Origin of the sequence: Paracoccus actinidiae, assembly GCF_030863885.1 — a bacterium.
Taxonomy (GTDB): domain Bacteria; phylum Pseudomonadota; class Alphaproteobacteria; order Rhodobacterales; family Rhodobacteraceae; genus Paracoccus; species Paracoccus everestensis.
In genome coordinates this window covers 1,691,841-1,703,505 of the sequence record NZ_CP132956.1, presented here as the reverse complement: position 1 = coordinate 1,703,505, position 11,665 = coordinate 1,691,841, and the positions used below count along the sequence as shown (strand labels likewise).

13 protein-coding genes are annotated in these 11,665 nt (G+C 65.1%); 5 read left to right on the top strand and 8 right to left on the bottom strand.

Going from position 1 to position 11,665, the window contains the following annotated elements; genetic code table 11:
* Positions 1-94 precede the first annotated feature (94 nt).
* Complete coding sequence (locus tag Q5701_RS08630; protein WP_306754843.1) at positions 95-787, top strand: DUF2268 domain-containing putative Zn-dependent protease; 693 nt, start codon at positions 95-97, stop codon at positions 785-787.
* Here the strand turns inward: Q5701_RS08630 and Q5701_RS08625 are convergent.
* From Q5701_RS08625 to Q5701_RS08605, 5 genes are all read right to left on the bottom strand, one after another.
* Positions 776-1,444, bottom strand: a complete 669-nt coding sequence (locus Q5701_RS08625) for a rhomboid family intramembrane serine protease (protein WP_306754842.1) — start codon at positions 1,442-1,444, stop codon at positions 776-778. The genes Q5701_RS08630 and Q5701_RS08625 overlap by 12 nt on opposite strands.
* Positions 1,445-1,636 (bottom strand): Trm112 family protein, encoded by a 192-nt coding sequence (locus tag Q5701_RS08620; RefSeq protein WP_234854110.1) that lies wholly within the window; start codon positions 1,634-1,636, stop codon positions 1,445-1,447.
* Positions 1,633-2,259 carry an LON peptidase substrate-binding domain-containing protein gene (locus tag Q5701_RS08615; RefSeq protein WP_306754841.1) on the bottom strand — a complete coding sequence of 209 codons (627 nt, stop codon included), beginning with the start codon at positions 2,257-2,259 and terminating at the stop codon, positions 1,633-1,635. The genes Q5701_RS08620 and Q5701_RS08615 overlap by 4 nt, the downstream gene beginning before the upstream one ends.
* Positions 2,260-2,266: 7 nt before the next feature.
* Positions 2,267-3,175, bottom strand: a complete 909-nt coding sequence (gene trxA, locus Q5701_RS08610; protein ID WP_306754840.1) for a thioredoxin — start codon at positions 3,173-3,175, stop codon at positions 2,267-2,269.
* A 150-nt stretch (positions 3,176-3,325) separates the two neighbouring features.
* Entirely contained in the window at positions 3,326-4,111 is a 786-nt protein-coding gene (locus tag Q5701_RS08605) for an exodeoxyribonuclease III (RefSeq protein WP_306754839.1), read from the bottom strand.
* A 127-nt stretch (positions 4,112-4,238) separates the two neighbouring features.
* Here Q5701_RS08605 and Q5701_RS08600 point away from each other — a divergent pair, with 127 nt between their 5' ends.
* Positions 4,239-5,579, top strand: a complete 1,341-nt coding sequence (locus tag Q5701_RS08600) for an MFS transporter (protein WP_306754838.1) — start codon at positions 4,239-4,241, stop codon at positions 5,577-5,579.
* A gap of 54 nt (positions 5,580-5,633) precedes the next feature.
* Complete coding sequence (locus Q5701_RS08595) at positions 5,634-6,608, top strand: glutathione S-transferase family protein (RefSeq protein ID WP_306754837.1); 975 nt, start codon at positions 5,634-5,636, stop codon at positions 6,606-6,608.
* A 178-nt stretch (positions 6,609-6,786) separates the two neighbouring features.
* Here Q5701_RS08595 and Q5701_RS08590 read toward each other — a convergent pair whose 3' ends face one another.
* Positions 6,787-7,860 (bottom strand): glycosyltransferase, encoded by a 1,074-nt coding sequence (locus tag Q5701_RS08590; RefSeq protein WP_306754836.1) that lies wholly within the window; start codon positions 7,858-7,860, stop codon positions 6,787-6,789.
* A 294-nt stretch (positions 7,861-8,154) separates the two neighbouring features.
* Entirely contained in the window at positions 8,155-8,841 is a 687-nt protein-coding gene (locus Q5701_RS08585) for a response regulator transcription factor (RefSeq protein WP_234854103.1), read from the bottom strand.
* A 136-nt stretch (positions 8,842-8,977) separates the two neighbouring features.
* On the opposite strand from Q5701_RS08585, the gene ribA reads away from it, so the two are divergent.
* Both ribA and Q5701_RS08575 read left to right on the top strand, forming a co-directional pair.
* The gene (ribA, locus tag Q5701_RS08580; RefSeq protein WP_306754835.1) at positions 8,978-10,036 is read left to right on the top strand and encodes a GTP cyclohydrolase II; all 1,059 of its coding nucleotides are present in this window, start codon (positions 8,978-8,980) and stop codon (positions 10,034-10,036) included.
* Entirely contained in the window at positions 10,033-10,527 is a 495-nt protein-coding gene (locus Q5701_RS08575; RefSeq protein WP_306754834.1) for a L,D-transpeptidase family protein, read from the top strand. Before ribA ends, Q5701_RS08575 begins: the two co-directional genes overlap by 4 nt.
* Here the strand turns inward: Q5701_RS08575 and Q5701_RS08570 are convergent.
* Positions 10,524-11,663: an alkane 1-monooxygenase gene (locus Q5701_RS08570; RefSeq protein ID WP_306754833.1), complete on the bottom strand. Its 1,140-nt coding sequence runs from the start codon at positions 11,661-11,663 to the stop codon at positions 10,524-10,526. The genes Q5701_RS08575 and Q5701_RS08570 overlap by 4 nt on opposite strands.
* Between the last annotated feature and the right edge of the window lie 2 nt (positions 11,664-11,665).

The window sequence follows — 11,665 nt, the reverse complement described above, 5'->3', positions numbered from 1 at the left end:
GCGAGTTTGATGCCTGGCGGCAGCCTTTGGTTTTCGACGTCCATCGGGCACCCGGTTGCTGGCAACAGCCCTGCAAAGCCGTTATATCCACCTTATGACCTTCTGGACTCTTCACCTTCTGAACACGCGCCACGCCCTGACGCCTGTCCTGTCCGAGGTCCGGCAGGCCAGCCGGGATGCGGTGGCGCGGGCCTCGGGCCATGCCGATCTGCCGGATTTCGATCTGGTCGTCCGCGCGCATTCGGATCGCTCGGCTGATGGTGCGGTCCAGGGCAGCGCCCCCGCGCCCGGCGTGATCGAGATTGCAATGACCCCCGACCGCTTCGATCCGGCCCTCTTCACCCGTATCCTGGTCCGGCAGATGGCGCATCTGGTCCGTTGGGCGGGGCCGGGCTATGGCAAGTCTCTGGGCGAGGCTTTGGTCAGCGAAGGACTGGCCGGGCATTTCGTGGTGCAGGTCATGGGCGGGCAGGCGGACGGCGTTGATACCGTCAGGCCCGCGCAGGGCGCCATGCGTCAGGCGATGAACGAATGGGCGCGGCGGGATTACGATCAGGGCCGCTGGTTTGGCGGCAAGGGCGATCTGCGCAAGGGAACGGGCAACAGCCTGGGCCATCGGCTGATCGCCGAGCATCTGGCCGAGAGGCCCGGCGATTCGGCGGCCTCGCTGGCGATGGCGCCTGCCGACCCGTTCCGCCAGATCCTGCGCCGGATCGCGGCGGCCGAAGGGCAGGCGACGGATGAACCGTCGCCCCAAGACCAGACGGATGCGCCGTCAGAAGGTTGAGGTGCGCGGGTTGTGGCGCATTGCCATGGCCGCGCCCATTGCCAGCCCGGCCAAGGCTCCGCCCAGATGCGCTTCCCAGGCGATGGAGGGCATCAGGACGGTCAGCGCGACGTTCAGCACCACCATCAGCCCGACACCCCGCCACAGTTGCCCCAGCGGGCGGCGGCGGCGCCAGCCGGTGACGGCGGCATATCCGATCAGCGCACCGGCCAGCCCGAAGATCGCCCCTGACGCGCCGATCATCGGCCCGCCATCCGGGGTCATTACCGCAAACAGCAGGGCGGCGGCGACCTGGGTCACGGCATAGACAAGGGCCATGCGCCCCGGCCCGATCAGGCGGTTCAGTTCCCGCGCGATGGCCACCAGCGACAGCATGTTCATGCCCAGATGCAGCAGGCCCGCGTGCAAGAAGCCATAGGTCACGAAGATCGACAGGATATGGCCCGGAAAGATCCCGTGGCCTGCCCAGACCACCGGCGACCAGAAGCCCCCGAAGATCATCAAGGCCTGACGCAGGATCGGATAGCCCAGCAGATCTCCGGCCATGGCCGCCACCTGCATCGCGCAGCACAACCCGATCACGGCCTTGACCCAGAAGGGCAGCCGGGGCTGAACCCCGTTTCGGACGGCGACAAGGGGGTCAGACTGGGCCACCATTCAATCCGCCTTGATCTGGCGCGCCTCGGCCACCAGCATGATCGGAATGCCCGCGCGGATCGGGAATGCCAGCCCCGCCGCGCGCGAGACCAGTTCCTGGCGAGCCGCGTCATAGGACAGGGTGGCGTGGGTGACGGGGCAGACAAGCGCCTCGATCATGTGGCGGTCGAAAGGGGGCGGGTTCTGGGTCATTGCAATCGATCCTCGGTGTCGCCGCCATGCAGGGCGAATTCGATCAAGCCCTGCAACAGTTCGCGCCGGTCCGACAAGGTCGGGCTTTCCAGCAGCGCCTGCCTGTCGCCGGGCGAAAAGGGCAGGACCATCGACAGCGAATTGATCAGCGCCTCGTCCTGGGCCTCGGAGGCGGCGTCCCAATCTGTGGAAAGCTCGTGCGCATCCATGTAGCGGCGCAACAAGGGAAACAGCGTGTCGCGATCCAGGCCGGGGTCGTCCTCGGTCCCTTTCAGGTCGTGGGTGAATGACGACCAGTCCACCTCGGCCATCAGGTAAGGGGTAAAGCCTTCCTGCACCTCGGTCAGGCGGAAGCGCGATACGGCCAGCAGCGAGATCATCTGCCGTCCGTCATCGGTTTCGGAAAACGCCACCACCCGGCCTGCGCAGCCGATGGCCGCCAGCCCCTCTCCCTCGGGCTGGATCAGGCCGATCAGGCGGTGATCGGTTTTCAGGGCATCGTCCAGCATCTGCAGGTATCGCGGTTCGAACACATGCAGCGGGATCCGCGCGCGCGGCATCAGGACCGCCCCGGACAAGGGGAACAGCGGAAGGCGCGCGGGCAGATCGAAGCGGAACCGCATGGCCGGATCAGGCGAAGATCAGGGACGACAAGCGGCGGCGTCCCTTCTGGGCCAAGGGATCGTTGGGCTTGAGGCTGTCGAAGATCGTCAGCAGCTGCGCCTTGGCCGCGCCTTCGTTCCAGTCGCGGTCGCGGCGGAAGCTGTCCAGCAGGACATCGATGGCATCTTCCACCCGGCCGGCGGCGTGCAGGGCCTGGGCGTATTCCAGCCGCGCCTGCTGGTCTGCGGGATCGGTATCGACGCGGGCCTGCAAGGCATCCAGGGGACCGGCCTTTGCGGCCTGCCGGGCCAGGTGCAACTGGGCGCGCGCGGCCTCGACCGGGGCGCTGGCGGCGGCGGGGGCAGGGATCTGATCCAAGGCGGCCTGTGCGGCATCGGGATCGCCGGCGGCCAGATGGGCGCGGACCAGGCCCGCCCAAGCGTCATTGCTGGTTGGGTCTTCCTCTGCAATGGCGGCGAATGTTTCGGCGGCGTCGGTAAAGGCGCCTTCCTCCAGCATCTGTTCGGCGGCGGCGAGCGCATCGGCCAGGCCGCCGTCATCGCCCCCGAGCGCGGCCAGCTTGTCCACGAACTGCTTGATCTGGCTTTGCGGGACGGCGCCCTGGAAGGCATCGACCGGCTGGCCCTGGAAGAAGGCATAGACCGTGGGGATCGACTGCACCCGCAGTTGCGCGGCGATCATCTGGTTTTCGTCCACATTGACCTTGGCCATGCGGACGCGGCCCTTGTGGCGCGCCACCTCGGCCTCGAGCTGCGGGCCGAGGGTCTTGCAGGGGCCGCACCAAGGCGCCCAGAAATCGACGATGACCGGCACTTGCATGGAGGCCTGCACGACCTCGGCCATGAAGGTCGCCTCGGTCACGTCCATGATGAAGTCGGCAGGTTTGGGGGCGTCGGCTGCGGTGTCGAAAAGCATGGCGGTGGGATCCCAAGTGGTTCCGGTCTGAACGGTTTGCGGCAATATGGGGGCTGGGACGCCCAAGGGGAAGGGTTGTTTCCGGTGGCGAAGCCGGGGGTTTCACACCCCCAGGCCCCCGTGGGATATTTAAGCCAAGATGAAAGGACGTCAAAGGTCGAAGGATGCCAGCACCGGCACATGGTCGCTGGGCTGGTCCCAGGCCCGGCAGGGCCGCAGGATACGGCTGGCATGGGCGGCGTTGGCGATGTCGGAACTGGCCCAGATATGGTCAAGGCGGCGACCCTTGTCGGCGGTGTGCCAGTCCTTGGCCCGATAGCTCCACCAGGAATAGAGCAGGCCCGTTGGGATATCCTGGCGCGTCACATCCACCCATCCGCCGGCATCCTGGGCCGACAGAAGATGATCGATCTCGATGGGGGTGTGGCTGATGATCTTGAGCATCTGCTTGTGTGACCACACGTCGTCTTCGCGCGGCGCGATGTTGAGATCCCCGACCAAGATCGACCTTTGCGGGTTGGCGGCATGAAACACGTCGCGCATCTCGGCCACGAAATCCAGCTTTTGCCCGAACTTCTCGTTCACCGTGCGATCGGGAATGTCGCCGCCCGCGGGAACATACATATTGTGGATCGTCACGCCGTTTTCCAGCCGGGCCGCGACATGGCGGGCATGGCCCAGGCGCGCATAATCGCGGTCGCCCGCATCCGTGATCGGCAGGCGCGACAGGATCGCCACGCCGTTATAGCCCTTTTGCCCGCGTGCGACGACATGGCTGTAGCCGAGCGCCCGGAACTGATCCAAGGGAATCTTGTCCACCGGCGACTTGCATTCCTGCAGGCAGAGGACGTCGGGGCTTTCCTCAGTCAGAAACCGCGCGACCAGCCCTTCGCGCAGGCGGACCGAGTTGATGTTCCAGGTGGCGATGGTGAACATGGGCAGGCTCCTTTGATCGGCGCGGACCCTAATGGCAGCGCGCCACGCTGTCGAGTTGACGCAGGGGCAAGTTTTTTCTGCGGATGCGCAGTCACGGCTTGGTGATCAGGGAAACTGCCGCTAAGCAATGCCATCCGCAAAGGGGGACGAGATGCAGTTGACGGTGGACGAGGCTTTGGCGCGCGGCGGGGCCGGGCGGTTCCAGTGGCGGCTTCTGGGAATCTTTGGCCTGGTCTGGGCGGCGGATGCCATGCAGGTGATCGCCGTGGGCTTTGCGGCACCTTCTGTCGCCGCTACCTTCGGGATCGAGCGCGTGACGGCGTTCCAGATCGGCACGGTGTTCTTTGCGGGCATGTTCCTGGGCGCCTTTGCCTTTGGCCGGATCGCCGACCGGATCGGGCGACGCAACATCCTGGTTCTGACGGTCGGCATGGACGCGATCTTTGGCTTGGCATCGGTCTTTGCGCAGGACTTCACGCTGCTGCTGGTGCTGCGCTTTCTGACTGGCGTCGCCGTGGGCGGCACCTTGCCCGTGGACTATGCGATGATGGCCGAGTTCCTGCCGCCCCGGAATCGGGGCCGCTGGCTGGTCTGGCTGGAAGGGTTCTGGGCCGTGGGCACCATTGTCGTGGCCCTGACTGCCTGGATCGCCGTGTCCCAAGGGGCCGTGGCACCCTGGCGGTGGATATTCGCCGTGGCCGCCGTTCCGGCGCTGGTCGGTATTTTCTTGCGCCTCTGGGTGCCCGAATCCCCCATGTATCTGGTCCGCAAGGAACGCGCGGCCGAGGCGAAGGCTGTGATTGACCGGGTTTTGGTCACGAACGGGATGCAGGCGCTGCCCGCCGACGCGGAACTGGTCCCCGCGGCCGTGCCGACAGGGGCGGAAACCTCGATCTTTTCGGATATGCTGCGGGCGCGGACCATTGGCGTGCTGGCGGTCTGGTTTCTGGTCTCGCTGTCCTATTACGGCGTTTTCGTCTGGGTGCCGGGGCAGCTGGCGACCGAGGGTTTCGGTTTTGTGCGCGGCTATGAGTTCTTGGTAATCCTCGCCTTGGCGCAGGTGCCGGGCTATGCCTTGGCCGCCTGGGGGGTCGAGGCTGTCGGTCGCCGTGCGACGCTGCTGGGCTTTCTGCTGCTCAGCGCCGCCGGTTGCGCGCTGTTCGCCGTGGCCAGCGGCACCGCGATGGTCGCGGGCGCGCTGATCCTGATGAGCTTTTCGCTGCTGGGCACCTGGGGGGCGCTTTATGCCTTTACCCCCGAACTTTACCCCACCCACCTGCGCGGCACCGGGATGGGCACCGCCAGCGCCATGGCCCGGCTTGGCGGGATCCTGGCGCCCAGCCTGCTGGCATTCGTCTTTGCCAAGGGCTTTGGTTTCGCCATCGGCGTCTTCGCGGCGCTGCTGCTGCTGGGGGCGCTTGCGCTGCTGCTGGTGAAAACCGAAACGCGCGATCAGGCCATCGCCTGAAACCCCAGGCCAGTGTAGCCCGTTTCCCTGTCAACCAGCACGGAGGATAGGGCAATGGGCCAGTTGGTCAACGGCGTCTGGAAGGACGAATGGTACGATACCGAGGCCAGCGGCGGCGAGTTCGTCCGTGACAGCGCCAAGCATCGCACCTGGGTGACAGCCGACGGCAGCCCCGGCCCGACGGGCGAGGGCGGGTTCAAGGCGGAGAGCGGGCGGTATCACCTCTATGTGTCCTATGCCTGCCCCTGGGCGCATCGGGCGCTGATCTTCCGCGCGTTGAAGGGGCTGGCGGACCACATCGACATCTCGGCCGTGCATCCCGATATGCTGTGGAACGGGTGGGAATTTCGGACCGATTTCGACGGCGCCACCGGCGACCGGCTGTTCGGAGAGCCTTATCTGTACAAGCTGTATCTGCGCGCCGATCCCAAGGCCTCGGGCCGGGTGACGGTGCCGGTGCTGTGGGACCGCGATGGAGACCGGATCGTGTCCAATGAAAGCAGCGACATCATCCGTATGTTCAATTCCGCCTTCGACGGCATCACCGGCAACACGGACGATTACTGGCCCCAGGATCTGCGCGACCGGATCGAGGATCTGAACACCCGGATCTATGACACGGTGAACAACGGCGTCTACAAGGCGGGCTTCGCCACGTCGCAGGAAGCCTATGACAAGGCCATCCATCCGCTGTTCGACAGCCTAGACTGGATCGAGGGGATCCTGGCCGAGAGCCGCTATCTGTCAGGCGACCGGCTGACCGAGGCCGACTGGCGCCTGTTCACCACCGTGGCCCGTTTCGACGCGGTCTATCACACCCATTTCAAATGCAACCGCCGCCGGATCGTCGATTATCCGAACCTGTGGGCCTGGGCGCGCGAGTTGTATCAACGGCCCGGCGTGGCCGAAACGGTGCGGCCCGACCATTTCACGCGGCATTACTATTTCAGCCACGACACCGTGAATCCGCACCGGATCATCCCCATCGGACCGGACGCCGATTGGTCCGCCCCGCATGACAGGGGATAAAGGAAGCCCCGGCGCGGGACAACGCCGGGGCATCAGAGAGAGGAGGGAGAGAATGTGGCCGCGTCCGCCGGCCACTGGGCTTCGAGGCTGTAACGCGGAAACAGGACAAAGGTTCCCGTGCCTTGATATCCAGGCACGCGAGAAACTGGCCCCTTTGTCAGGGAAAAATCATCGGCGGCTAGGCGGCATCCGTCACGATAGAAGCGTCCGCGAATGTCAGATGCCCCGCGCAATCATCGACAAACCTGCCTTTGTTCAGATAATCGCGGCAGGCTTGGAATGCAGTCAGGGCGATCCGGCGCAAGTCTTCAGGATTGGCCAACGCATTTCGCACGACATCCTCGAAGTCGGAAAAATCCCAGCGGACCGGCAGGTAGGTTTCATGCGGGCGATAAAGGTCGGGCAGGCTGTCCAGATGGGACACATCGGGCTTGATCAGCACCGCGCCGGTCATATAGGCCTCGATGTCGCGCCAGCAGAGTTCTCCATAGCCGAATGGGCTCCAGCATAGTTTGGACTGACGCATCTCCTCCAGAAAGCGCGTCTGGGCGATGCGGTCCTTCGGGGTGGTGACGATACCGGGCAAGTCGCAGGTGACCCGGGCCGCGTGTTCTCGCATTGCCTGATACCAAGGCGTTCCCTGGGTAGCGATGCGGGCATGAAGATCAATCGGGCGCCCCTTCAAGTCCGGCAGTTCCCCCAGGAATTGCGGCATCAGATGCGGTGCGGTCAGAAAGTTCGGCATCAGCCCCAGCTTGTCCAGCAAGGCAACAGGCACCTGCCGGTCCACGATCTTCCCCGGAATGCCATATAGGGTCATGTAGTATTCGGTCAGGTTCGTGTCGCCCAGGCGCGGCGTCAGGAAGTCACGGCGGTCGCGGAACAGGGCCTTGCGCAGATAAAGATCGACCAGCGGTTCAAGCGCGCGGCCGAAACGCAGGTCGACATGGGCGAAGCTGTCCAGAAAGATCACACGGGCCGAATTGTGGCGGGCGCGATAACGGGCGATCGCCTGGGCCAATCGGTCGATGTTTTCTGTAAACCAAGGCTGGACCAGCACGATATCGGCAGGCGGAGCGTCGTCGCCGAACAGATCGGCGATCGGTCGGGCGCGCAAGTCGGTGCCATAGCGCGCCGCCAGTTCGGCGCCGTGATGAAAATAAGGATAGATGCTGGCCCAGCAAATCCGGTTGGGATGATGAAAGATCAGAACCCGGGTTCGTGCCTTTCTTGAAAATCCTGTCGCCAGCAAGGATCGTGTGAGCGGTTCGTATCCTTGTTGAAGACGCCTTCAGGCCGCATGACTGCGAAGGCCGTGACTGAAAATATACACTGGTAACTACCCTCAAATCAGTTGCCTGCCCGATTATGATAAAAGGATCGGCGGGAAAAGGGTTGCCATTCTGGTTTAATGGTTAATCGTCTGGACCCTGTTGCAGGCCGACCATTGAGGTGGAAATTCCAAAACGGCGATTGCCTGCGCGTACCAGGCGGAACGTAAAAAGGCCCGGCATGATGCCGGGCCATTCACGGGCGTCGAATGTGGTCACGCCACCAGCCGATACCCGCCCGATTCCGTCACCAGCAGGCGCGCATTGCTGGGATCCGGCTCGATCTTCTGGCGCAGGCGATAGATGTGGGTTTCCAGCGTATGCGTGGTGACGCCCGCGTTGTATCCCCAAACCTCGTGCAGCAGCACGTCACGGGCGACCACCCCGTCCTGCGCGCGATACAGGAATTTCAGGATATTGGTTTCCTTCTCGGTCAGGCGGATCTTGCGGTCCTTGCTGTCGATCAGCATCTTCATCGCGGGCTTGAAGGTGTACGGCCCCAATTGAAAGATCGCGTCTTCGGACTGTTCATGCGTGCGCAATTGCGCTCGCAGGCGGGCCAGCAGTACCGGAAACTTGAAGGGCTTGGTGATATAGTCGTTGGCGCCCGCGTCCAGGCCCAGGATGGTGTCGGCATCGGTGTCATGGCCGGTCAGCATGACGACGGGGCATTTGACGTTCAGCTTGCGCAGCTTCTTGCACAATTCGCGCCCGTCGGTATCGGGCAGGCCCACGTCCAGGATCACCAGGTCGAAGATCGCGCCCTTGGCAGCATCCACGGCGGCGGCACCCGTGCCGGCCTCGGTCACGTCGAAATCCTCGGTGGCGGTCAGTTGTTCGGCCAGGGCCTCGCGCAGGTCTTCCTCGTCATCGACCAGCAGGATTTTTTTCAGTCCGGGCATGTTGCCTCCCTTCGCTTGTTGCGAGAGTAGGTGGGCGCGGCGCGCGGTCCCGTCCAGCCTCATGTCGGAAATCTCACATGGAGTTGTCGGCAAGGGCGCTTATGTTTCAATATGTTTCAATTTATCGGGACCATCCATGAGCCTGATCCCCACCCTGGCCGAAACCGTGTCGCGCGCGCGCAGCGATCTGCGCATGGGCCTGCCGGTGATGATCGGCGGTCATCTGGTCGCGGCGGTGGAGACATTGGCGCCCGCGCGGCTGGCCGACATCCGCGCGCTTGGGCGTCCGGTGCTGGCGCTGACCGAACGGCGGGCCGAGACGCTGAAGGCGCGGGCCTATGACGACGGCCTGGCGCGGGTGATCGTGCCGGGGGATGCCGATCACGCCTGGCTGCGGGCCATGGCCGATCCTGCGGGCGATCTGATGACGCCGATGAAGGGGCCGCTGTTCACCGAACGCGAAGGGGACGCCACGCCGCATCTGGCCGGGCTGGCGCTTGCCAAATCCGCGCAGCTTCTGCCCGCCGTGCTGGTGGTGGAGGTAGAGCCGCTGCCCGGCCTGACGCAGATCACGCCCGGCCCGCTGCTGGCCCAGCTTGCGCATGAGGCGGCCCTGGCCCCGGTCGCCGCCGCGAACCTGCCGCTGTTGGCTGCGGAACGGTCGCGGCTGCACATCTTCCGCCCCGACGACGGCGGGGCCGAGCATTACGCCATCGAGATCGGCGATCCGCCCCGCGACGCGCCGGTCCTGGCGCGGCTGCATTCGGCCTGTTTCACCGGCGACGTTCTGGGCAGCCTGAAATGCGATTGCGGCCCACAGCTTCATGCCGCGCTGACGGCCATGGGGCAGGCAGGACAGGGGGTGCTGCTGTATCTGAACCAGGAAGGGCGCGGGATCGGGCTTGCCAACAAGATGCGCGCCTATGCCCTGCAGAACCAGGGCTTCGACACGGTCCAGGCCAACCACCGCCTGGGCTTCGAGGATGACGAGCGCGATTTCCGCATCGGCGCGGCCCTGCTGCGGCGGATGGGGTTTTCGAAGGCCCGGCTGATGACCAACAACCCGCGCAAGGTGGCGATGATGGAAAGCCATGGCATCGCCGTCACCGAACGGGTGCCGCTGGCGGTGGGCCGCAATCCTTTCAATGCAGGCTATCTGGACACCAAGGCCGAAAAGTCGGGGCATCTGCTGTGAGGCCCGACGATCTGGTCCTGACGCCGCAAGGGGTTCGGTATCGCGGGCGCCTGTTCCCGTGCATCATCGGCAAGCGCGGCGTGACGCGCGACAAGCGCGAAGGCGACGGGGCCACGCCCGCAGGGGTGATGCGGATCACGGGCCTCTGGTATCGGCCCGACCGGCTGGCGCGGCCTGCCCCTTGGGCGCGGCCCATCAGGCCGGGCGACCTGTGGTGCGATGCACCCGATCATCCGGCCTATAACCACCATGCCCGCGCGCCTCTGGCGGCCAGCCACGAAAACCTGCGCCGGGCCGATCCGCTGTATGACCTGATCCTGACCACGGACTGGAACTGGCCGGATGCCGTGCCGTGCCGGGGCTCGGCGATCTTCCTGCATCAATGGCGCAGGCCGGGATACGGGACCGAGGGCTGCATCGCCTTTGCGCGTCCGCACCTGATCTGGATCGCGCGCCATGCGCGGCCGGGGACGCGGGTGATCGTGGCCTAAAGAGCGTTCCTCGGCATGGGCAGCTCGCCCCGGTTATAGGGCCCCCAGTCCGTCACCTCGGGATAGAACTGCTTGCGCCAGGCGCGGACGCGCGGGTTCATGCGCCGGCGCCACCAGGGCGGCACCATGGCGACAAAGGTCATCGCCGGATAGCCCAGGGGCAGTTGCGGCGCCTGGTCCGCGCCATAGGTCTGCAACAGCGGGAACCGGCGGTCGGGCTTGTAATGGTGGTCCGAATGGCGCTGCAGGTTGATCAGCAGCCAGTTCGAGGCCCTGTGGCTGGCATTCCAGCTGTGGCGCGGCAGGATATGTTCGTATCGCCCTTGGCCCAGATGCTTTCGCGTCAGGCCGTAATGTTCGACATAGTTCGTCAGTTCCAACTGCCAGATCGCGACAAGGGCCTGGAAGACGAACAGCAGCAGGCCTTGCAGGCCGCCCAGCATCAGCGCCAGCCCCAGCATTCCCGCCTGCAGCGCGGCGTATCGCCAGAAGGGGTTGCGCCGGTCCCAGGGTCTGCGCCCGGCCCGTGCAAGAAGGCGCGCCTCGGCCCGCCAGGCGCTGGCCGGACCCTTGTGCAGGACGCGCCAGAAAAAGCGGTAGAACCCTTCATTGTAACGCGCCGACACCGCGTCGCGGGGGGTGGAAACCCAGGCATGGTGGACCAGCAGATGCTCGGTCCTGAAATGCGAATACAGCGCCGAGGCCAGCAGCAGGTCGCCCATCCAGCGTTCCACCGCCGTCCTTTGGTGCAGCAGTTCATGGGCATAGACCATGCCGATGGTGCCCGACAGCACGCCCACGCCGAAGAACAGGCCCAGCTTTTCCAGGCCCGACAGGTGGCCCGCCTGGGCCGCATACCAGATCGTCCCGAAGATCGCGGCGCATTGCAGCGGGAACCAGACAATCGTAACGGCCCGGTGCCAGAACAGGGCGCGGGTTTCGGTGTGCGGATCGGGGTTGGCCTTGCTTTCACCCAGAAGGCCGTCAAGCGCGGTCGTCAGATACCAGGCATAGGCGGGCAACAGCATCCACCACAACCCGCCCCGGGCCGCGGCAAGCGCGACCAAGGGCAGCATGACCAGGGACATCCAGAAGGGGGCTGCGGCGGGCAATCTGCCGGGGGTTGAAACGCTCATGC